The 21,845-nt window shown below is 73.6% G+C and carries 20 protein-coding genes; 8 read left to right on the forward strand and 12 right to left on the reverse strand.

The window, feature by feature from the left end:
* Positions 1-330: IS30 family transposase (locus BM142_RS15970; RefSeq protein WP_139228906.1), on the forward strand; the 330-nt coding region annotated here is incomplete at its 5' end.
* Positions 331-380: 50 nt separating this feature from the next.
* Here BM142_RS15970 and BM142_RS15975 read toward each other — a convergent pair.
* The gene (locus BM142_RS15975; RefSeq protein WP_092200993.1) at positions 381-698 is read right to left on the reverse strand and encodes a hypothetical protein; all 318 of its coding nucleotides are present in this window, start codon (positions 696-698) and stop codon (positions 381-383) included.
* A gap of 86 nt (positions 699-784) precedes the next feature.
* Positions 785-1,717 (reverse strand): heme o synthase, encoded by a 933-nt coding sequence (locus BM142_RS15980; RefSeq protein ID WP_092200996.1) that lies wholly within the window; start codon positions 1,715-1,717, stop codon positions 785-787.
* Positions 1,718-2,004: 287 nt separating this feature from the next.
* Between BM142_RS15980 and tkt the strand changes: the two genes are divergently transcribed.
* The 7 genes from tkt (at position 2,005) to BM142_RS16015 (ending at position 10,905) form a co-directional block, all read left to right on the forward strand.
* Positions 2,005-4,212: a transketolase gene (gene tkt, locus BM142_RS15985; protein WP_092200999.1), complete on the forward strand. Its 2,208-nt coding sequence runs from the start codon at positions 2,005-2,007 to the stop codon at positions 4,210-4,212.
* 127 nt (positions 4,213-4,339) lie between these two features.
* A complete protein-coding gene (gene tal / locus BM142_RS15990; RefSeq protein ID WP_092201002.1) occupies positions 4,340-5,440 on the forward strand; it encodes a transaldolase in 1,101 nt (366 codons plus the stop codon).
* Positions 5,437-7,032 carry a glucose-6-phosphate isomerase gene (locus BM142_RS15995; protein ID WP_092201005.1) on the forward strand — a complete coding sequence of 532 codons (1,596 nt, stop codon included), beginning with the start codon at positions 5,437-5,439 and terminating at the stop codon, positions 7,030-7,032. The genes tal and BM142_RS15995 overlap by 4 nt, the downstream gene beginning before the upstream one ends.
* A gap of 104 nt (positions 7,033-7,136) precedes the next feature.
* Complete coding sequence (gene zwf / locus BM142_RS16000; RefSeq protein WP_092201008.1) at positions 7,137-8,654, forward strand: glucose-6-phosphate dehydrogenase; 1,518 nt, start codon at positions 7,137-7,139, stop codon at positions 8,652-8,654.
* A 64-nt stretch (positions 8,655-8,718) separates the two neighbouring features.
* Entirely contained in the window at positions 8,719-9,774 is a 1,056-nt protein-coding gene (locus BM142_RS16005; protein WP_092201011.1) for a glucose-6-phosphate dehydrogenase assembly protein OpcA, read from the forward strand.
* On the forward strand, positions 9,771-10,601 hold the full coding sequence (gene pgl, locus BM142_RS16010; protein WP_175527306.1) for a 6-phosphogluconolactonase: 831 nt from the start codon (positions 9,771-9,773) through the stop codon (positions 10,599-10,601). Before BM142_RS16005 ends, pgl begins: the two co-directional genes overlap by 4 nt.
* A 112-nt stretch (positions 10,602-10,713) precedes the next feature.
* Positions 10,714-10,905 carry a hypothetical protein gene (locus tag BM142_RS16015; protein WP_092201017.1) on the forward strand — a complete coding sequence of 64 codons (192 nt, stop codon included), beginning with the start codon at positions 10,714-10,716 and terminating at the stop codon, positions 10,903-10,905.
* Positions 10,906-10,947: 42 nt separating this feature from the next.
* On the opposite strand, the gene BM142_RS16020 is transcribed toward BM142_RS16015, so the two are convergent.
* The 10 genes from BM142_RS16020 to uvrC all read right to left on the reverse strand — a co-directional run bounded on the left by BM142_RS16020 (position 10,948) and on the right by uvrC (position 21,840).
* Positions 10,948-11,328, reverse strand: coding sequence for an RNA polymerase-binding protein RbpA (locus tag BM142_RS16020; RefSeq protein ID WP_470279068.1), 381 nt, complete (start codon positions 11,326-11,328; stop codon positions 10,948-10,950).
* A gap of 124 nt (positions 11,329-11,452) precedes the next feature.
* Positions 11,453-11,689 (reverse strand): preprotein translocase subunit SecG, encoded by a 237-nt coding sequence (gene secG / locus BM142_RS16025; protein ID WP_092201020.1) that lies wholly within the window; start codon positions 11,687-11,689, stop codon positions 11,453-11,455.
* A 68-nt stretch (positions 11,690-11,757) separates the two neighbouring features.
* On the reverse strand, positions 11,758-13,536 hold the full coding sequence (locus BM142_RS16030; RefSeq protein ID WP_092201023.1) for an ABC transporter substrate-binding protein: 1,779 nt from the start codon (positions 13,534-13,536) through the stop codon (positions 11,758-11,760).
* Between the two features lie 48 nt (positions 13,537-13,584).
* Complete coding sequence (gene tpiA / locus BM142_RS16035; RefSeq protein WP_092201281.1) at positions 13,585-14,409, reverse strand: triose-phosphate isomerase; 825 nt, start codon at positions 14,407-14,409, stop codon at positions 13,585-13,587.
* Entirely contained in the window at positions 14,409-15,614 is a 1,206-nt protein-coding gene (locus BM142_RS16040) for a phosphoglycerate kinase (protein ID WP_092201026.1), read from the reverse strand. The genes tpiA and BM142_RS16040 overlap by 1 nt, the downstream gene beginning before the upstream one ends.
* 1 nt (position 15,615) lies before the next feature.
* Positions 15,616-16,620: a type I glyceraldehyde-3-phosphate dehydrogenase gene (gene gap / locus BM142_RS16045; protein ID WP_092201029.1), complete on the reverse strand. Its 1,005-nt coding sequence runs from the start codon at positions 16,618-16,620 to the stop codon at positions 15,616-15,618.
* Between the two features lie 230 nt (positions 16,621-16,850).
* Complete coding sequence (gene whiA / locus BM142_RS16050; protein ID WP_092201032.1) at positions 16,851-17,831, reverse strand: DNA-binding protein WhiA; 981 nt, start codon at positions 17,829-17,831, stop codon at positions 16,851-16,853.
* 90 nt (positions 17,832-17,921) lie between these two features.
* On the reverse strand, positions 17,922-18,872 hold the full coding sequence (locus tag BM142_RS16055; RefSeq protein ID WP_092201035.1) for a gluconeogenesis factor YvcK family protein: 951 nt from the start codon (positions 18,870-18,872) through the stop codon (positions 17,922-17,924).
* On the reverse strand, positions 18,872-19,819 hold the full coding sequence (rapZ, locus tag BM142_RS16060) for an RNase adapter RapZ (protein ID WP_254791014.1): 948 nt from the start codon (positions 19,817-19,819) through the stop codon (positions 18,872-18,874). The genes BM142_RS16055 and rapZ overlap by 1 nt, the downstream gene beginning before the upstream one ends.
* A complete protein-coding gene (gene uvrC / locus BM142_RS16065; RefSeq protein WP_092201038.1) occupies positions 19,816-21,840 on the reverse strand; it encodes an excinuclease ABC subunit UvrC in 2,025 nt (674 codons plus the stop codon). Before uvrC ends, rapZ begins: the two co-directional genes overlap by 4 nt.
* Between the last annotated feature and the right edge of the window lie 5 nt (positions 21,841-21,845).

Here is a 21,845-nt window from a genome sequence, read left to right on the forward strand (position 1 = left end):
CCGGCCGCGCTGCGCCGCTCGCTGACCTGGGACCAGGGCATCGAGCTGGCACAGCACACCGAGATCACGATCGCCGCCGACCTGCCGATCTACTTCTGCGACCCGCACTCCCCCTGGCAGCGCGGCACGAATGAGAACACCAACGGCCTGCTCCGCCAGTACTTCCCCAAGGGCACCGACCTCTCCGTCCACGACATCGACCACCTCGCCGACATCGCCGACCGACTCAACGGCCGACCCCGCAAGACCCTCGGCTTCAAGACCCCGGCCGAGACCCTCGCCCGGCTACTCTCCCAAGATCAAATGACCGGTGTTGCGTCGACCAGTTGAATCCGCCGCCTTCGCACTGCCGACCAGCGCACAGCGACGACCCTGTGGGCTCAGTGCCAGACGAGGACGAGCGCCGTCCCCCCGTCGGCTGCCTCCCAGCGCCCGCCGGTCACCGAGCCCGGCTCCGGGAGGTCCGTGGTCAGCGAGGTCCGGGCATCGGCCCAGGCCGGCCAGGCGTCGTCCTCGTCCTGCCACACGAGCCGGCCGCCGGGCAGGTAGCTGACGACCGGGCAGCCGGACTCCGCGAGGGCCGCCGCGTCGAGCGGCTCGATCCGGGTGGTGCGGCGGCGGTAGGTCCGGCCGTCGGGCCCGATCAGCACGCCTGGACCGAGCGCCTTCCAGTCCCGGTCGGGGAGCTCGCGCCGCATGGGTGGAACCGTAGATCGGGCGCCCTCGGCCCCGTCCAGGGCACCGCCCCGAGCCTGCGAGGGGTGGGGAGGACGGGGTCCTTTCTCTAGACGATGGCGTCGACGACGATCGCCACCATCAGCAGCGCCAGGTAGGAGATCGAGACGTGGAACAGCTGCATGGGCTTGAAGTCGCCACCGCGCACGATGCGGCGCAGCAGGCGGTGCGACTCGACGACGAACCAGCCGCCCAGCAGGGCCGCGGCGATCGTGTAGCCGAGCCCGATGCCGTAGTCGGCCCCGATCGGCCACAGCGACAGCGAGACGGCGACGGTCGCATATGCCCAGGCCACGCTCTGCCGGCCGACGGACAGCGCCGTCGTCACCACCGGCAGCATGGGGACGTCGGCCCGCGCGTAGTCGTCCTTGAACCGCAGCGCCAGCGCCCAGAAGTGCGGCATCTGCCAGCAGAAGACGACGGCGAAGACGACGAACGCCGGCCAGTCCAGCGACCCGGTGACGGCGGCCCAGCCGATGAGCACGGGCGCGGCCCCGGGGACGCCGCCCCACTCGGTGCTGCGGCGGGTGTGCCGCTTGAAGACCATCGTGTAGAGGACTGCGTAGTAGAAGATCGCCGCGGCCGCCAGGGCCGCGGCCAGCAGCGTGGTGGTCAGCGCGAGCAGCACGACGGAACCGACCGTCAGCACGGACCCGAAGACCAGGGCCGCCCGTGGGGTCACCTGACCGGTCACCAGCGGCCGCTTCTGGGTGCGCTGCATCAGCCGGTCGATGTCGCGGTCGAAGTAGCAGTTGAAGACGTTGGCCGCCCCGGCCGCGAGGGTCCCGCCGAGCAGGGTGAGGAGCAGCAGCGACAGCGACGGCCAGCCGCGGGCGGCCAGCATCATCGCCGGCACCGTGGTCACGAGCAGCAGCTCGATGATCCGTGGCTTCGTCAGCGCCACGTAGCCCGTGACGCGGGTCCGCAGCGCGCTCGGCGGCCGGCGCTCGGGACTGGCCCGGCGGGTGGAGAGGGCGGTCACGCGGCGCCCTCGTGCGCGGGGTCGCGCGGGCCGAAGGGCACTGCCGGCCAGCTGAACAGCAAGGGAGGGCCTCTTCGAACCGAGGACGGGGAACGCGAGCCACTGTAGCCCGCGGAGGCCACCGGCCACGTCGCGGGACGGGCGCGGATGACTAGGGTTGATCACGTTGTTGCTGCGTGTGCAGCGGGTAGGGCCACCGTCGACGACGGCGGCGCGCTCCGGACCAGCGCGGGCCCGGGCCGGACGGCCGCACGACGCAGGACCATCTTCCGAGGGAGTCCCAGCACATGACGCAGAGCACCCGGCCCGAAGCCCCGGCCGAGGCGGCCACCGACAGCCCGACCGGCCGCCCGGACGAGCCCCGCCCCACCCTCCCCGACGGCTTCGGCGACCTGGACCGCCGCGCGATCGACACCGCGCGCGTGCTGGCGATGGACGCCGTGCAGAAGGTCGGCAACGGCCACCCCGGCACCGCCATGAGCATGGCGCCGACGGCCTACCTGCTCTTCCAGAAGTGGCTGCGACACGACCCCAGCGACCCCAACTGGGTCGGCCGGGACCGGTTCGTGCTGTCGATGGGCCACTCCAGCCTCACCCTCTACGTCCAGCTCTACCTGTCCGGCTACGGCCTGGAGCTCGACGACCTCAAGGAGCTGCGGACGTGGGGCTCGCTCACCCCGGGGCACCCCGAGGTGAACCACACGCCCGGCGTGGAGACGACGACCGGGCCGCTGGGCCAGGGCGTCGGCAACGCCGTGGGCATGGCCATGGCCGCCCGCCGCGAGCGCGGCCTGCTCGACCCCGACGCCCCCGAGGGCGAGAGCCTCTTCGACCACACCATCTGGGCGTTCGCCTCCGACGGCGACCTCGAGGAGGGCGTGAGCGGCGAGGCGTCGTCCCTGGCCGGCACGCAGCAGCTGGGCAACCTGGTCCTGGTCTACGACGACAACCGGATCTCCATCGAGGACGACACGAACGTCGCCTTCACCGAGGACGTCGGCCGGCGCTACGAGGCCTACGGCTGGCACGTCCAGCACGTGGACGACGGGGAGGACCTGGCCGCCGTCGACGCCGCCTTCGCCGCCGCCAAGGCCGAGACCGGCCGGCCCTCCATCGTCGTGCTCCGCACGATCATCGCCTGGCCCGCGCCGAACAAGCAGAACACCGGCGCCGCGCACGGCTCGGCGCTCGGCGACGACGAGGTCAAGGCCACCAAGGAGATACTCGGCCTCGACCCCGAGCAGACCTTCGAGGTGGCCCCCGAGGTCCTCGAGCACGCCCGGAAGGTGGTCACCCGCGGTCAGGAGGCCCACGCCGCCTGGCAGCAGCGCTTCGACGCCTGGACGCAGGCCGACCCGGACCGCGCCGCGCTGCTGGAGCGGATGCGGACGCGGACCCTCCCCGAGGGCTGGGCCGGGAAGCTGCCGACCTGGGACGCCGATCCGAAGGGTGTCGCGACCCGCAAGGCCTCCGGTGAGGTGCTCGCGGCGCTCTACCCGGAGCTGCCGGAGCTCTGGGGTGGCTCGGCCGACCTGGCGGAGAGCAACAACACCGCGGTCAAGGGCGAACCGTCCTTCGTCCCCGCGAGCCGGCAGACGAAGATGTGGACCGGCGGCCCCTACGGCCGCATCCTGCACTTCGGCGTCCGCGAGCACGCGATGGGCTCGATCATGAACGGCATCGCCCTGCACGGCGGCACCCGCGTGTACGGCGGCACCTTCCTCACCTTCTCCGACTACATGCGCGGCGCGGTGCGCCTCGCCGCGCTGATGCAGCTGCCGGTCACCTACGTGTGGACGCACGACTCCATCGGCCTCGGGGAGGACGGCCCGACCCACCAGCCGATCGAGCACCTGGCCGCGCTGAGGGCGATCCCGGGCCTGGACGTCGTGCGCCCGGCCGACGCCAACGAGGTCGCCGTCGCCTGGCGCACCGTCCTGGAGCACAACGACCGCCCGGCCGGCATCGTGCTGTCCCGGCAGAACCTGCCGGTCTTCGACCGCGACGAGTTCGCGTCGGCCGAGGGCGTCGCCCGCGGCGGCTACGTCCTCGCCGAGGCCTCCTCCGGCACCCCCGAGGTGATCCTCATGGGCACCGGGTCGGAGGTGCAGATCGCCGTCGCCGCCCGCGAGGTGCTGGAGGCCGACGGCGTGCCGACCCGGGTGGTCTCGCTGCCCTGCGTCGAGTGGTTCGCCGCGCAGGACCGGGCCTACAAGGACGAGGTGCTGCCGCCCTCGGTCCGTGCCCGGGTCAGCGTCGAGGCCGCCGTGCCCATGGGGTGGCGGGAGTTCGTCGGCGACGCGGGCCGGATCGTCGGCATCAACCACTACGGCGCCAGCGCGGCCTACACCGTGCTCTACGAGGAGTTCGGTCTCACCCAGGAGGCCGTCGTGACCGCCGCCCGGGAGAGCATCGAGGCCGCCGCGGCAGGTCGCGGTGTCCCGGCCGGCCCCGACTCCGCCGGCGTCCTGCACACCCCCACCGGGGACCGCTGAACGAGGACCCCGTCACACGCGCACCGCATCGAGAAGGCGAAAGGACCCCGTCCTCCTCACCACTCGCAAGCTCGCGGCGAGCCTCGGGACGGGGCCACGAGCCAACCGGAACAGAAGGGCACATCACATGGCGCAGAACGAGAAGCTGGCCGAGCTCTCCGACGCAGGGGTCGCCGTCTGGCTGGACGACCTGTCCCGCGACCGGATCCGCAGCGGCAACCTGCGGGCACTGGTCGAGGAGCACTCGGTCGTCGGCGTCACCACCAACCCGACGATCTTCGCCGCCGCGATCAGCGGCTCGGACTCCTACGACGACCAGCTGCACGCCCTGGCCGTCCGCAAGGTGAGCGTCGAGGAGGCGCTCCGGACCATCACCGCCGCCGACGTCCGCGACGCCTGCGACCTGCTCGCCCCCGTCGCCGAGGCCGCACCGGGCGACGGGCGGGTCTCCCTCGAGGTGGCGCCGGGCCTGGCCCACGACACCGACGCCACGGCCGCCGAGGCCGGGCACCTGTGGTGGCTCGTGGACCGGCCGAACCTCTACATCAAGATCCCGGCGACGGAGGCGGGGCTGCCCGCGATCACCGAGGCGATCGGCAACGGCATCAGTGTCAACGTCACCTTGATCTTCAGCCTCGAGCGGTACCGCGCGGTCATGGAGGCCTACCTGGCCGGCCTGGAGAAGCGCGCGGCCGACGGCGGCTCGCTGGAGGGCATCGCCTCGGTGGCGTCCTTCTTCGTCTCCCGGGTGGACTCCGAGATCGACAAGCGGCTCGACGCCGCCGGCGCCGACTCCTCGCTCAAGGGCAAGGCGGGCATCGCCAACGCCCAGCTGGCCTACCAGGCCTACGAGGAGGTGTTCTCCTCCGACCGCTGGCGGGCGCTGGAGGCGCAGGGCGCGGCGCGGCAGCGCCCGCTGTGGGCCTCGACCGGCGTGAAGAACCCCGAGTACTCCGACACGATGTACATCAGCGAGCTCATCGCCCCGGGCACGGTCAACACCATGCCGGAGAAGACGATGATGGCCTACGCCGACCACGGGACCCCGGGCACGCCGGTGCAGAAGACCTACGACGACGCCGCGGCCGTCATGAAGGGCGTCGCCGAGGCCGGCGTCGACCTCGACGAGGTGTTCCGGGTCCTCGAGGACGAGGGCGTCCAGAAGTTCGTCGACTCGTGGGACGAGCTGACCGCCTCGGTGCGCACGGAGCTCGAGGACAAGGCGTGAGCCTGACGGTCCGCATCACCGGGCTGGAGGTGCCGGAACCGGTCCGGAACCAGCTCGGTGCCGACGACGTCGCGGCGCGGCTGGTCGGCAAGGACGCGACCCTCTGGGGTCCGGAGGCGGAGAGCGAGGCGTCGGTCCGGCTCGGCTGGCTGGACCTGCCGGCCACCTCCCGGGAACTGGTCTCCCGGCTCGCCGACCTCCGGGCCGAGCTGGCCGGGGAGGGCCTGGACCGGGTGGTCCTGTGCGGCATGGGCGGCTCCTCGCTGGCCCCGGAGGTCATCTGCCGGACGGCCGGCGTCCCGCTGGTCGTCCTCGACACCACCGACCCCGGCCAGGTGGCCGCGGCCATGACCGACCTCGACCGCACCGTCGTGGTCGTCAGCTCCAAGTCCGGCGGCACGGTGGAGACCGACAGCCAGCGACGGGCGTTCGTCACCGCGTTCGCCGAGGCGGGCCTGGACGAGAAGGAGATCGGCCGGCGCTTCGTCGTCGTCACCGATCCCGGGTCGCCGCTGTCCGAGACCGCCGCCGAGATGGGCGCCCGCGAGGTCTTCCTCGCCGACCCCGCCGTCGGCGGCCGCTACAGCGCCCTGTCGGCGTTCGGACTGGTTCCCTCGGCGCTGGCCGGGGCCGAGGTGGGCTCGCTGCTCGAGGAGGCCGAGGACCTGGCCGCGGGGCTCGCCGAGCCCGGCAACGCCGCCCTCGAGCTCGGGGTCGCCATGGGCGCCGCCTTCCGCGCCGGCCGCGACAAGCTGGCCCTGGCCGACGGCTCCGAAATCGCGGGCTTCGGCGACTGGGCCGAGCAGCTGATCGCCGAGTCCACCGGCAAGCAGGGCCGCGGGATCCTGCCCGTCGTCGTCGAGTCCGTGGACGCGCCCGGCGCCTCCGGCCCGGACGTCCTGCTGGCCGCGCTCGGTGCCGACGCCCCCGGCCCGGGCCCGGCGCTGACCGTCTCGGGGCCGCTCGGGGCGCAGTTCCTCGGGTGGGAGTACGCCACGGCCGTGGCGGGGCGGATCCTGGGGATCAACCCCTTCGACCAGCCGAACGTCACCGAGAGCAAGGAGAACACCCGGCGGATCCTGTCCGACGGGCTCCCGGACGAGCAGCCCCTCGCGACGATCGGGGCCATCGAGGTCCGGTGCAGCGGCGGCGTGCTGGACGGCGTGGACCTGTCCTCGCACGACGGCGTGGCCCTGGCCCTCGACGCCCTGGTCGCGGCCGTCCCCCCGCGCGGCTACCTGGCGGTGATGGCCTACCTCGACCGGGAGAGGGACGCAAGCGCCGCGGACCTGCGGGCCGCGCTCGCCGGCCGGACGGAGCGGGCGGTCACCTTCGGGTGGGCCCCCCGCTTCCTGCACTCCACGGGGCAGTACCACAAGGGCGGACCGCAGGTCGGCGCCTTCCTCCAGCTCACCGGCGTGGCGGCCGGGGACCTGCCGGTCCCCGACCAGCCCTTCACCTTCGGCACGCTCCAGGCGGCCCAGGCGGCCGGCGACCGCCAGGCGCTGGCCGACCGGGACCGCCCGCTGCTGCACCTGCACCTGACCGACCGTGCCGCCGGGCTCGGCCAGCTCCTCGCCGTGCTCGGCTGAGGCGGTCGGTACAGCCGCACGACCCGCGTCCTGATCCGGTCCGGACGACGGGACACCCTCCGACCTCGAGGACCGACCATGACTCAGTCCCCGCTCCGCGGCCGATGATCCCCAACCCGCTGCGCGATCCCCGGGACCGGCGGCTCCCCCGCGTCCCGGAGCCCTGTGCGCTCGTCGTCTTCGGGATCACCGGCGACCTGGCCCGCAAGAAGCTGCTGCCGGCGGTCTACGACCTCGCCAACCGCGGCCTGCTGCCCACCAACTTCGCGCTGCTGGGCTTCGCCCGCCGCGACTGGGACGACCAGGACTTCGCCGAGCTGTCCCGCGACGCCGCCCGGGAGAACGCGCGCACGCCGTGGCGGGAGGAGGTGTGGGAGCAGCTGGCAGCCGACATCACCTTCGTGCAGGGCTCGTTCGACGACGACGACGCCTTCGACCAGCTGGCCGCGACGCTGGGCGAGCTGGAGGGCTCGCACGGCATCGGTGGCAACGCTGCCTTCTACCTCTCCATCCCGCCCTCCATGTTCCCCGTCGTGCTCAAGCAGATGCAGCGCACCGGGATGGCGGAGAGCACCGCGGACCGGTGGCGGCGGGTGGTCGTGGAGAAGCCGTTCGGCGAGGACCTGGCCTCCAGCCGTGAGCTCAACGAGCTGGTCGACTCGGTCTTCAGCGCCGAGGACGTCTTCCGCATCGACCACTACCTGGGCAAGGAGACCGTCCAGAACCTGATGGCGCTGCGGTTCGCCAACTCGCTGTTCGAACCGATCTGGAACGGCCAGAACGTCGACTCGGTGCAGATCACCATGGCCGAGGACGTCGGCATCGGCGGGCGGGCGCAGTTCTACGAGAAGACCGGCGCGGCCCGCGACGTGCTGCAGAACCACCTGCTCCAGCTGCTCGCGCTCACCGCCATGGAGGAACCGGTCGAGTTCTCCGCCGAGGAGATCCGCACCGAGAAGCTCAAGGTGCTGCGCGCGGTGTCCCTGCCGGAGGACCTGGGCGCGTTCGCCGTGCGGGGGCAGTACGAGCAGGGCTGGCTGGCCGGTGAGCGGGTGAACGGGTACCGCCAGGAGGAAGGCGTCGCCCCGGACTCCACGACCGAGACGTTCGCCGCCGTCCGCCTCGGCGTCGAGACGCGCCGCTGGGCGGGGGTGCCCTTCTACCTGCGGGCCGGCAAGCGGCTCCCCCGCCGGGTCACCGAGATCGCACTGGTCTTCAAGCGGGCACCGCACCTGCCGTTCGCGGCCACCGATACCGAGGAGCTGGGCAACAACCAGCTCGTCGTGCGGGTGCAACCCGACGAGGGGGTCACCCTCAAGTTCGGGTCGAAGGTTCCGGGCAGCGTCATGGAGGTCCGGGACGTGTCCATGGACTTCCTCTACGGCGAGCAGTTCACCGAGGCCAGCCCGGAGGCCTACGAGCGCCTGCTGCTCGACGTCCTCCTGGGCGATGCGACGCTCTTCCCGCGCAACGCCGAGGTCGAGGCCTCCTGGGCGGTGATCGACCCGCTCGAGGAGTTCTGGGCGGGCACCGAGCCGCACCTCTACCGGGCCGGCGAGTGGGGGCCGCGGGCGGCCGAGGAGATGCTGGCCGCCGAGGGCCGGCGGTGGCGCCGGCCATGAGGTCGACCGGCTCCCCGCCCTCCCCTGCCTCCCCCCTCCCGCCCGACCGATCCGAGGAGACGCCATGACGACGCTCTGGGACACCACCGGCTCGGCCGTCGTGAAGGAGCTCGCCGCCCAGCGCCGCACCGGCGGCGCGGTGCTCTCCGGGGTCGCCCTCACCCTCATCGTGGTCGCCGACGAGAGCAGGGTGGCCGAGGCCGAGGAGGCGGCGACGCACGCCGCCGAGGCGCACCCGTGCCGGCTGCTCGTCGTCGTCCGGCGCCAGCTGGAGGCCCCCGCTCCCCGCCTGGACGCCGAGGTGCTGATCGGTGGCCGGCTCGGCCCGGGCGAGGCGGTCGTCATGCGGATGTACGGCCGGCTCGGCCTGCACGCGGAGTCGGTCGTCCTGCCGCTGCTGGCCGCGGATGCCCCCGTCGTCACGTGGTGGCACGCCGCTCCCCCGGACCGGCTGGCCACCGACGCGCTGGCCGTCTTCGCCCACCGGCGGATCACCGACACCTCGCTGGCCGACGAGCCGCTCGCGGCTCTGCGCACGCGCGCCGCGGACTACGCGCCCGGCGACACCGACCTCGCCTGGACCCGCAGCACCCCCTGGCGGACGACCCTCGCCTCGACGCTCGACTCGGTGTCCGGGCGGCGGAGCGAGCCGGTGCGCGTCCACGGCGGCCGGGTCGAGGGCGACTCCGCCAACCCCACCGCCCAGCTGCTGGCCGGCTGGCTGTCCTCGCGCTGCGGCTGCCCCATCGCGGTGGAGGACGGCGGCCGCAAGCCAAACTCCAGCGGCGTGGACTCGGTCGCGCTCCAGCTGGACCAGGACGAGGAGGTGCGCATCCACGCCGACCGCAAGGGCGGGGCGGTCATCAGCCAGCCCTACCGGCCCGATGCCGGCGTCGCGCTGCCGGACCGGCCGCTCGGCGAGCTGCTGAGCGAGGAGCTGCGGCGGCTGGACCGCGACGAGCCCTACAGCGAGGCGCTCGAGGCCGCCACCGGCACGACGGAGCTGTCCCGGCGGTCACCGGAGCGGGAGCACGTGTGGTTCGACCCCGCCGACCCGGAGAACGGCAACGGTGCCCGGCCACGCAAGCGGGCGGCGGCCAAGCCGGCCGGTGACTCGTGAGCAACGACTCCCCCGCCCCCCACCCCCCGCGGGCGGGCCACGTGCCGGACGTCGTCGTCGAGCCGGACGCCGATCGCCTGGCCCGCGCCGTCGCGGCGGCCCTGGTGGCCCGGCTGGCGGCGGCGCAGGCCGTGCACGGGACGGCATCGGTCGTGCTCACCGGCGGCGGCATCGGCACCGCCGTCCTCGAACACGTCGCCGGGCTGGCCGCGGAACCGATCCGGGAGACGGTGGACTGGTCCGCCGTGGACGTCTGGTGGGGCGACGAGCGGTTCGTGCCCGGCGACGACGACGAGCGCAACGAGAAGGCCGCCCGGCGTGCCCTGCTCGACGCGGTGGGCGTGCCGCACGAGCGGGTGCACGCGATGCCGCCCTCCGACGGCGGGTTCGCGGCGCCCGAGGACGCCGCGGCCTGGTACGCCGCCGAGCTCGCCGCCGCGGCTCCGGAGGGGCGTCCCCTCCCCCGCCTGGACGTGCTGCTGCTCGGGATGGGCCCGGAAGGCCACGTGGCCTCGATCTTCCCCGACTCCCCCGCCGTCCGCGACGAACGTCCGGTGGTGGCGGTACGCGACTGCCCCAAGCCGCCACCGACCCGGGTGAGCCTCGGCTTCCCCGCCATCAACGCCGCCGAGGAGGTGTGGCTGCTGGTCTCCGGGGAGGGCAAGGCGCCCGCCGTGGCGGAGGCGCTGCGCGAGGGGACGGACCCGGTGCGGCTCCCGGCGGCCGGCGTCCACGGCGTCCGGGCCACCCGGTGGCTGCTCGACCGGAGCGCGGCGAGCGAGCTGCCCGCCCGGTACACCGCCGGACCTCCCGACCACGCCGGGTAGCGACCGGCGGGAGCCTGTGGCAGCGGCGGTATCCCGGGGTGGGCCCGGCCGCCTCGCTGCTACCGGCGGGGAGCATCCTGCCGAGGCAGCACCGTCCCCTCAGGAGCGCCCGATGACCGCCCACGACGTGACCGCCCCGCAGAGCCGGCCGACCGGCACCGTTCCGGAGCCCCGCACGGCCGAGGCCGCGGGCCCGGGGCCCGCGGGTGCGCCGTCCGGCCGCCGCCCCCGCGACGAGTACTGGGACGTCGCGACGGTGCGCTGGGTCGCCCGGTCGCCGGTCCCCGCGCCGCGTCGGCACTGAAGACCGGGGCCGGGACCGGGACCGGTCACCCCGGTCGGCCGCTCAGGCGCCGCGGCGCCGGTGCAACCGGGTGAGTGCTTCCTCGAGGAGCGCGTCCCCGTCGGCGTCGCTGCGCCGCTCGCGGACGTAGGCCAGGTGGGTCTTGTAGGGCTCGGTCCGCGGGGCCGGCGGCGGGTTCTGCTGGTCCTGGCCGGCGGGCAGACCGCACCGCGGGCAGTCCCAGAGCTCCGGGACGTCGGCGTCCGAGGCGAAGGCGACCCGCGTCTCGTGCCGGTTCGCGCACCAGAACGGGATGCGGTTGCGGGGTGCGGCCTCGCCACGTTCGGCCTCACCCATCGGACCTGCTCCGACCCGGGAACCCCGGATCGCGTTTCCACCAGCCACGAGCGCCCCCTGCTTCTCCGGGATCGTGCGGCAGATCACGGCCGCGCGCGAAGTCTAGAGCCTGGCGCGGCGGTTTCCGGTCACGATTTCGCTCAGGTTCGACGACGTGCTGGAACGGCCCGCCGCGGGGCCGGCGGCGGGAGGGCTCGGGGACGGCCCGTGCTCAGCCGCCGGCCTTCAGCAGGATGCCGAGGCCGATGATGCAGACGGTCCAGACGAGGGCGCAGAAGACGGTCAGCCGGTTCAGGTTCTTCTCGACGACGGACGAGCCGCTCAGCGACGAGGACACCGCGCCGCCGAACATGGACGACAGGCCGCCACCCTTGCCCCGGTGCAGCAGGATCAGCACGATGAGGAGCACGCTGGTGAGCACCAGCAGCACGTTGAGGACAAGCTCCATGACGATTTCTCCAGGCTAGGCGGCCGGCAGGACGACACCGGGCTCTGGTCTGCGAGCCTAACCGACACTCATCGGACGCCGGCGGTGGCGAGGTCGTAACCGCTGTACGGCTGCATCACCAGCCCGTTGCGCAGGCGCTGACCTGCCAGCACCTGGATGCGCGTCTCGGCCAGCGGGACGTAGACCGATGTGGCGTCGACCGCGGCGGCGACGTCCCGCCAGGCAGCCGGCTGCCGGGCGGCCCGGGCGGTGTCCACCAGCGCGTTGACGTCCGGGTCGTCGAGCCGGCCGTAGTTGGTGTTGCCGACCGGCCGGATGCTGCGCCCGTCGACCAGCGGCGTCAGGAACGACGCCGGGGTGGGGAAGTCGGCCGTCCAGGTGGCGAGGACGATGCCGTAGCCGTTGGCCACCACGCTGGCGGGCGCCCCCACGTCGGTCGCGTAGAAGCTGATGGCGCTCAGCGGCCGCACCTCCGCCTCGATCCCGATCTCGCCGAGCTGGGCGGACACCTCGTCGGCGACGTCGACGCTCGACTGCGCGTCCGGTACGGCGAGCACCGTGCTGAAGCCGTCGGGGCGGCCGCACGCCTCCAGGGCCGTGCGCGCCGCGGCGAGGTCCGGCCCCGGGTCGCCGTCCTCCGGGCCCCCGTCGAGCGCGCGGGGCCAGAGGACCGAGCGGCGGACGGCGTTGCCCGGGCCGCCGAGCACCTCCTGCACGTCGACCCGGTCCACCGCGGCGGCGACCGCCGCCCGGCAGTTCGGGTCGTCGAACGGCGCGACGTCCGTGGGCAGGGCCAGCAACCGCACGGCGCCGGTGGTCAGGTCGTCGATCCGGTTCCGGACGGGGTGGTCCTCGTCCGCCGCGAGCCGGGCCGTCGTGGCCGAGTGCACACCTGCGCCGGTGATGTCGAGGTCCGCCGAGCCGGCCAGCAGCGCCTGGTCCCGCTCCACCCCGTTGAGCCCGGCCCGGACCACGACCCGGTCGGGCAGCGCGGTCCGGACGTCGTCGGTGGCCGGGTCCCACTGCGGGTTGCGCTCGAGCAGGATGCCGGTGGCCGGGTCGACCGACGTGATCGCGTACGGCCCGGTGGACACCGGATCGGCGCCGTAGTCGCCGCGCGTGTCGGCCTCGGCCGGGACCGGGCTGCTGGACGGCAGCGCCAGGACGAACGGCAGGTCCGGTTGCGGCGCCCGGAGCCTGAAGACGATCGTCCGCTCGTCCGGCGTCTCGATGGACGTGAGATCCGGGTCGTCCTCCTCGGTGGAGTACGGCCCCGGGTAGGGGTTCGCCGGGTCGTCGAACAGGTCCACGACGTAGGTCGGTCCGCCGACGATCACGTCGGAGGCGAACGAGCGCTGGATGCCGTACTTGACGTCCTGCGCCGTGATCGGCCGGCCGTCCTCGAACCGGATCCCCTCGCGGAGGGTGAACGTCCAGCTCAGCCCGTCCTCGGACACCGTGCCCATGTCGGTGGCCAGGTCCGGCACCAGTTCGTCGGTGCGGCCGGGTTCGGACGAGTAGGTGACCAGCGTGCGGGTGTAGAGCCGCATCAGGTTCCAGACACCCGGCAGGTAGGACCGCTGCGGGTCCAGGCTGTCGATCTCGCCCGACACCGCCCGGAGGGTTCCGCCGGCCTCGGTCGAGGGCGCGCGGACGCCGGTCACCCCGGCGTCGGGCTGCCCCTCGACGACCGGGACGTCCGCCCGGCCACCGGAGCCGCCCCCGCAGCTGACCGCGATGACGACCACCAGCAGGACGACACCGGCCGCCGACAGGATGCGCCGGCGGGGCCACCCACGGGCCCATGCCGGGAGCCGGCCGCTCAGCCGCTCCCCCGTGCTCTCCACTGTCTGCTGCCCGCCCCACTCGCTCGCGGCCGGCGGCGGCAGCGGGGCTCAGCTGCCGTCGGCGGCGATCCGACAGATCTGCGCGAACTCGTCGGCGTCCAGGCTGGCGCCGCCCACGAGTGCACCGTCGATGTCCGGCCCGGCCAGGATCCCGGCCGTGCTCGCGGCCTTCACCGACCCTCCGTAGAGGATACGGACGGATGCGGCCGTCTCGTCGCCGAAGCGCTCGGCGAGCCGCGCCCGGAGGGCACCGCAGACCTCCTGCGCGTCCTCGGGCGTGGCCACCTCGCCGGTGCCGATCGCCCACACCGGCTCGTAGGCGATCACCAGGCCCGCCACCTGCTCGGCCGACAGCCCGTCCAGCGAGGCGTCGAGCTGCGTCGTGCAGTAGGCGACGTGCTCGCCGGCCTTGCGGGTGTCGAGCCCCTCCCCCACGCAGACGATCGGGGTGACGCCGTGCCGCAGCGCGGCCCGGGCCTTCGAGGCGACGACGGCGTCGTCCTCGGCGTGCAGCGCGCGGCGCTCGGAGTGCCCGACCGTGACGTACTGGCAGGCCAGGGCCGCGAGCATGCCGCCGCTGACCTCGCCGGTGTAGGCGCCGGAGTCGTGCGCGGACAGGTCCTGCGCTCCGAAGCCCACGGTCAGCTTGTCCCCGGTCACCAGCGTCTGCACGCTGCGCAGCGCCGTGAAGGGCGGCAGCACCACGAGCTCCACGGTGTCGAGCACGGGGCCCCGCACGGTGAACGCCAGCTTCTGCACCAGGCCGATGGCCTCCAGGTGCGTCATGTGCATCTTCCAGTTGCCGGCGATCAGCGTGCGCCGGCCGCCGCCCTGGAAGGCGCCCCGCCGGGGCGTCGAGTCCTTGCGCGCCATCACTGCCCCGATCCGTCGGCGAGCACCGCGAGGCCGGGGAGCTCCCGGCCCTCCAGGTACTCCAGCGATGCGCCGCCGCCGGTGCTGATGTGCCCGTAGGCGTCCTCGTCGAGCCCCAGCACGCGGACGGCGGCGGCGGAGTCGCCGCCGCCCACCACCGACAGACCTGCCACGGCGCCGACGGCCGCGGCGACCCCGCGGGTGCCGTCCTGGAACGGCGCGAGCTCGAACACGCCCATCGGCCCGTTCCAGAAGACGGTGCGCGCCCCGCCCAGCGTCGTGCCGAACAGCTCGACGGTGCGCGGGCCCACGTCCAGGCCGAGCTGGTCGTCCGGGATGGCGTCGACCGGGACGACGGTGGTCGGTGCCTCCGCGCTGAACTCCGGTGCGCAGACGACGTCGACGGGCAGCACGATGCGGTTCCCGGCCTCGGCGAGCAGCCGGCGGCAGGTGTCCACCTGGTCGGCCTCGAGCAGGGACTTCCCCACGCCGTGGCCCTGCGCGGCCAGGAAGGTGAAGCACATCCCACCTCCGACCAGCAGCCGGTCCACCTTGGGCAGCAGGGCCTCGATGACGGCCAGCTTGTCGCTGACCTTCGACCCGCCCAGCACCACCACGTACGGCCGCTCCGGGTCCGTCGTCAGCCGGGTCAGCACCTCGAGCTCGCGGGCCACCAGGCGCCCCGCCGCGTGCGGCAGCCGCTCGGCGACATCGAACACCGAGGCGTGCTTGCGGTGCACGGCCCCGAAGGCATCGTCGACGTAGACGTCGGCCAGGGCGGCCAGCCGGTCGGCCAGCTCCCCCCGCTCGGCGTCGTCCTTGGACGTCTCGGCCGCCTCGAAGCGGACGTTCTCCAGCAGGAGCAGGTCCCCGTCGCCGAGCGCCCCGGCCTTCGCACGGGCGTCCTCCCCGGCCACGTCGGCGGCCAGCGGCACCGTCGTGCCCAGCAGCTCGCCCAGCCGCGCCGCGACGGGCGCGAGGGAGAACTGCGGATCGGGCGTGCCCTTGGGGCGGCCCAGGTGGGCGGCGACGATCACGCGGGCGCCGGCGTCGCGGAGCGCCTGCAGGGTCGGCAGGCTCGCCCGGATCCGGCCGTCATCGGTGATCTGGCGGGTCTGCTTGTCCAGCGGGACGTTCAGGTCGGCGCGCAGGAGCACGCGCCGGCCCGAGACGCCCTCGGCGAGGAGGTCGTCGAGGCTGCGCATGTCAGAGGCTCTTGCCCACCAGCGTGGTCAGGTCGACGAGGCGGTTGGAGTAGCCCCACTCGTTGTCGTACCAGCCCAGCACCTTGACCATCGGGCCGAAGACCTTGGTCAGCTTCGCGTCGTAGATGCAGGACGACGGGTCGGTGACGATGTCGGAGGAGACGATCGGCGCGTCGGTGTAGGTGAGGTACTTGCCGAGCGGGCCGGCCGCGGCCTCGCGGTAGGCGGCGTCGACCTCGTCGGCGGAGGCCTCGCGGTTCAGGGTCACCGTGAGGTCGGTGGCCGAACCGGTGGGCAGCGGGACACGCATGGCGTAACCGTCGAGCTTGCCCTTGAGCTCGGGCAGGACCAGACCGATCGCCTTCGCGGCACCGGTCGAGGTGGGCACCATGTTGAGGGCGGCGGCGCGGGCGCGGCGCAGGTCCTTGTGCGGGCCGTCCTGCAGGTTCTGGTCGGCGGTGTAGGCGTGGATCGTCGTCATCAGACCGCGCTCGATGCCGAACGCGTCGTTGAGCACCTTGGCCAGCGGGGCGAGGCAGTTCGTGGTGCAGGACGCGTTGCTGATGATCGTCTGCGAGCCGTCGTAGAGCTCGTCGTTGACGCCCATGACGATCGTGATGTCGTCGTCGGTCGCGGGCGCGGAGATGATGACCTTCTTCGCGCCGCCGGCGTCGACGTGCTTGCGCGCGTCGGCGGCCTTGGTGAAGAAGCCGGTCGACTCGACGACGACGTCGACGCCCAGGTCGCCCCAGGGCAGGTTGGCCGGGTCGCGCTCGGAGAGGACCTTCATGGTCGTCCCGCCGATGGTGATGCCCTCGCCGTCGGCGGTCACGTCCTCCTTGAGGACGCCCAGGATGCTGTCGTACTTGAGCAGGTGGGCCAGGGCCTCGTTGCTGGTGAGGTCGTTGACCGCGACGATCTCGATGTCCTGGCCGCTGGCCGCGACGGCCCGCCAGAAGTTGCGACCGATGCGGCCGAACCCGTTGATGCCTACCCGGACCGTCACTGCAGACCTCCCATTGACCGATGAAGATGTCGCGTGGCGGGCCGCACGTCGGCGACCCGGCTCGCGGAAACCCTATCGGTCCCGGTCGGCCCCGGCTCCCGCCGCCCGACCGTCCCCGGCGCCGTCGATGATCAGGGCCCCTGATCGTCGAGCGTCCTCCCTCGTGGTCGGCGGTGAGGGAGGACGCCCCGCGGTGAGGGAGGACGCGGAGGCGGTGACCGGGCGGCGGGTTACTGGGCGAGCATGTCGTCGGTGACGACGGACTCGGTGTCGGGGATGCCGAGGTCCTTGGCGCGCTTGTCGGCCATGGCCAGGAGACGCCGTATGCGCCCGGCGACCGCGTCCTTGGTCATGGGCGGGTCGGCGCGCTGGCCGAGCTCCTCCAGCGAGGCCTGGCCGAACTCCAGCCGGAGCCGCCCGGCCACCAGCAGGTGCTCGGGGGCGTCGTTGGCCAGGATCTCCAGCGCGCGCTCCACGCGGGCGCTGGCGGCGACCGCGGCACGGGCGGAGCGGCGCAGGTTCGCGTCGTCGAAGTTGGCCAGCCGGTTCGCCGTCGCCCGGACCTCGCGACGCATCCGCCGCTCCTCCCAGGCGAGGACGGCGTCGTGCGCGCCCATGCGGGTCAGCAGCGCGCTGATCGCGTCGCCGTCGCGGATGACCACCCGGTCGGCGCCGCGGACCTCGCGGGCCTTGGCCGGGATGCCCAGCCGGCGGGCGGCACCGACGAGGGCCATGGCCGCCTCCGGGCCCGGGCAGGTGACCTCCAGGGAGGAGGACCGGCCGGGCTCGGTGAGCGAGCCGTGCGCCAGGAAGGCGCCGCGCCACGCGGCCTCCGCGTCGTTGATCCCGCCCGAGACCACCGCCGGCGGCAGCCCCCGGACGGGGCGCCCCCGCTGGTCGACCAGCCCGGTCTGCCGGGCCAGCCCCTCGCCGTGCTTGGCGATCCGCACGAGGTAGCGGACGCCGCGGCGGATGTTGCCGCCGGCCAGCACGCTCACCCCGCTCGTGTAGCCGTAGACCTCGCTGATGTCGCGGCGCAGTCGTCTGGCCACCGAGCCCGTGTCGAGCTCGGCCTCGATGACCACCCGGCCGCCCACGATGTGCAGGCCACCCGAGAAGCGCAGCAGCGCGGTGACCTCCGCCTTGCGCTCCGAGGTCTTCGTGCACTCGACCCGTGAGAGCTCGTCCTTGACCATTGCGGTCATCGCCATGTGCGGCGTCCCCTTCCCCCTTGTACCGACCGCTCGAGATCGAAAGCTGTCGCCATCAGTTCCGATACCCGACCGGACATCCGTACTCCCTCACCGGGCGCCGACCACGGAGGCCAGCGCAGCGGACAGTCGCACGGGATCGTGCCGTGGCGCGCCGTCGAGCTCGGCGACCGGAGCCAGCACGAGCTCGGCGCCGCACTCGCGCACCGCAGACAGGAGACCACGACGGTCAACCACCGAATCAGCATCGGCGATCACCGTGTGCAACGCCACCCCGCCCAGATGCGCGCGCAGGACGTTCAGGTGCTCCTCCGGTGAGAAGCCGTCGGTCTCCCCCGGCTGCGGCACCAGGTTCAGCACCACCACCACCCTGGCCTGCGTCGCAGCCAGCGCCGCGCGCAGTCTCGGGACGAGCAGATGCGGCAGGACGGACGTGTACCAGGACCCCGGACCGAGCGAGACGACGTCCGCCGCCGCGATGGCCTCGAGGACGGCGGGGTGCACCGGAGGGTCCGGCGGAGAGACGAGGATCTCCCGGACGTGCCCGGGGGTGGCCGCGATCGCCACCTGCCCCCGGATGGTGCGACTGCGCTCCGGGTCGTCGGGGTCGGTCGTCTCCACCCGGGCGACGAGGTCCAGCGGCACGTCGGCCATCGGCAGCACGCGGCCGCAGCACCCGAGCAGGTCGCCGAGGTGGTCGAGGGCGCGGGCGGTGTCACCGCCGTGCATCTCGGTGAGCCCGGTGAGCATGAGGTTGCCGACCGGGTGCCCGGCCAGCACGCCGGTGCCGCCGAGGCGGTGCTGCAGGAGCGCGGCCAGCTCGGTCCCCCGGGGGTCGTTCCCGGCGAGGGCGGCGAGCGCCATCCGGAGGTCGCCGGGGGGCAGCATGGGCATCTCGCGCCGGATGCGGCCCGACGAGCCGCCGTCGTCGGCGACGGTCACGACCGCGGTCAGCTCCGGGGTGATCCGCCGCCACGCCCCCAGGGCCGCGGCCAGCCCGTGGCCGCCCCCGAAGGCGACGACCCGCGGCCCGCCCGCCACTACTCGCGTCCCAGGTCGCGGTGGCGGGCGGCCGCGGTCAGCCCCTCGGCGCCGAGCCGCCGGGCGAACTCCTCGGCGATGGCCACGCTGCGGTGCTTGCCGCCGGTGCAGCCGACGGCGAGCGTCAGGTAGCGCTTGCCCTCGCGGCGGTAGCCGGGGATCAGCAGCCGGAGCACGTCGGTGTACCGGTCGAGGAACTCCCCGGCGTCGTCCTGACCGAGGACGTAGGCGCTCACGTCGGCGTCCTGACCGGTCTTCGACCGCAGTTCGGGGACCCAGTGCGGGTTCGGCAGGAACCGGGCGTCGATGACCAGATCCGCATCGAGCGGGAGGCCGTACTTGAACCCGAAGCTCATCACCGTCGCGGTCAGCGGCTGCGTCCGTCCCTCGCGCGCGAAGGCGTTCTCGAGGGTGGCCCGCAACTGGTGCACGTTGAGATCGCTGGTGTCGACCCAGAGGTCGGCGTCGCCGGCGATGCCGGTCAGCAGCGCGCGCTCGGCGGAGATGCCGTCGATCAGCGTCCCGGTCCCCTGCAGCGGGTGCTCCCGCCGGACGGACTCGTAGCGGCGCACCAGGACCTCGTCCCGGGCATGCACGTAGATCACCCGCGGCCGGTTGCCGGCAGCGGCCAGGACCCGGATCGACTCCTGCAGGTCGCTGGAGAAGGCACGGCTGCGGACGTCGACGACGGCGGCGAACCGGCGGATGTCCCCGCGCGCACCCAGCTCCACCATCGGCTGCAGCAGCGCCGGCGGGAGGTTGTCGACGACGAACCAGCCCAGGTCCTCCAGGACGCGGCCCGCGCTGAGCTTCCCCGCGCCGGACAGCCCGGTGACGATGACCACCTCGAGCGGCTGGACCTCCGTGGTGGTGGCGTCCAGGCCGGGCGGGACGTCGGTCTGCGGCCCCGCCGGACCGCTCCGGGGCGGCATGCCGTCACCGGTCACGAGGCCACCCGACCGACCTCGGCGGTGTCCCCCGCCCCGCCGCGCCGGCTGCCGCGCTCGGCGGGCCCCTGCGGCGCCGTCGTCGCCTCGGACGGGTCCGGCGGGGCCGCCGCCGGGTCGGCGATGGCCGCCTGCACCGCCTCGGCCGTCCGCCGGCCGATGCCGGGAACCGCCGTCAGCTCCTCGACGGTGGCCGCCCGCAGCCGCTTGAGCGAACCGAACTGCTTCATCAACGCCTTCCGCCGCGACTCCCCGAGACCCGGGACATCGTCCAACATCGACACCAGCATGCTGGTCGACCGCTTCTGCCGGTGGTACGTGATGGCGAACCTATGTGCCTCGTCCCGCACCCGCTGGAGGAGGTAGAGCGCCTCCGAGGTCCGCGGCAGGATGACCGGGTCGTTGTCCCCGGGCAGCCAGACCTCCTCCATCCGCTTCGCGAGCCCGCAGACGGCGACGTCGACGATGCCGAGTTCCGTCAGTGACCGGCTGGCGGCCGCGACCTGCGGTGCACCGCCGTCGACGACCAGCAGGTTCGGCGGGTAGGCGAACCTGCGGGGCCGGCCCTCCTCGGCGGCGACGCCCTGCTCGTCGCGACGGTCGGCCTCGTCCTTGAGGTGCCGGGCGAACCGGCGGCGGACGACCTCCGCCATCGCGGCCGTGTCGTCGGTGCCCTCGGCGACGGAGAACCGCCGGTAGTCGGACTTCTTGGCCAGACCGTCCTCGAAGACCACCATGCTGGCGACCACGTTGGTGCCCTGGACGTGCGAGATGTCGATGCACTCGATGCGCAGCGGCGCATCGGGCAGCTCCAGTGCCTCCTGCAGCTCGGAGAGCGCCAGGGACCGGGCAGTGAGGTCGCTGGCCCGCTTCACCCGGTGCCGGGCGAAGGCCTCCTTGGCGTTGCGCTCCACCGTCTCGAGCAGGCTGCGCTTGTCGCCGCGCTGCGGCACGCGTAGCGACACCCGCCCGCCCCGGAGCTCCTCGAGCAGTTCGACGTAGACGTCGGCGTCGTCGGGCAGCTCCGGGACGAGCACCTCCCGCGGCACGGCCTCCCCCGCCTCGCCGACGCCCGTCGCCTCGTCGACGCCGCCGTACACCTGGAGCAGGAACTGCTCGACCAGCTCCCCGGTGGTCACCGCCTCCACCTTGTCGACGATCCAGCCGCGCTGCCCCCGGACCCGGCCACCCCGGACGTGGAAGACCTGGACGGCGGCCTCCAGCTCGTCCTGGGCGAACGCCACGACGTCGGCGTCCGTCCCGTCCCCGAGGACGACGGCCTGCTTCTCCAGTGCCCGCCGGAGCGCGCCCAGGTCGTCGCGCAGCCGGGCCGCCTTCTCGAACTCCAGCGCCTCGGACGCCGCCGCCATCTCGCGCTCGAGGCGCTTGATCATCGACTCGGTCTTCCCGGCCATGAAGTCGCAGAAGTCGTCGACGATCCCGCGGTGCTCGTCGGCGCTGACCCGCCCCACGCAGGGCGCCGCACACTTGCCGATGTACCCGAGCAGGCAGGGGCGGCCGATCTGACCGGCCCGCTTGAAGACGCCGTTCGAGCAGGTGCGGGCCGGGAAGACGCGGGTCAGCGTGTCGAGGGTCTCCCGGATCGCCCAGGCGTGGGCGTAGGGCCCGAAGTAGCGGACGCCCTTCTTCTTCGGCCCGCGCATCACCTGCAGCCGCGGGTACTCCTCGTTCAGCGTCACGGCCAGCGACGGGTAGCTCTTGTCGTCGCGGTAGCGGACGTTGAACCGCGGGTCGAACTCCTTGATCCAGTTGTACTCGAGCTGGAGGGCCTCGACCTCGGTGCCGACGACGGTCCAGTCCACGCCGGCCGCCGTCGTCACCATCTGCCGGGTGCGCGGGTGCAGGCCGGCCACGTCGGCGAAGTAGCTGTTCAGCCGCTGCCGCAGGCTCTTGGCCTTGCCGACGTAGATGACCCGGCCGCTCGGGTCGCGGAACCGGTAGACCCCCGGTGACTCCGGGATGCTGCCGACCGCCGGTCGGTACGTCGACGGGTCGGCCATGGCTC

The organism is Blastococcus tunisiensis, assembly GCF_900112815.1.
In the GTDB taxonomy this organism is placed as follows: Bacteria; Actinomycetota; Actinomycetes; order Mycobacteriales; family Geodermatophilaceae; genus Blastococcus_B; species Blastococcus_B tunisiensis.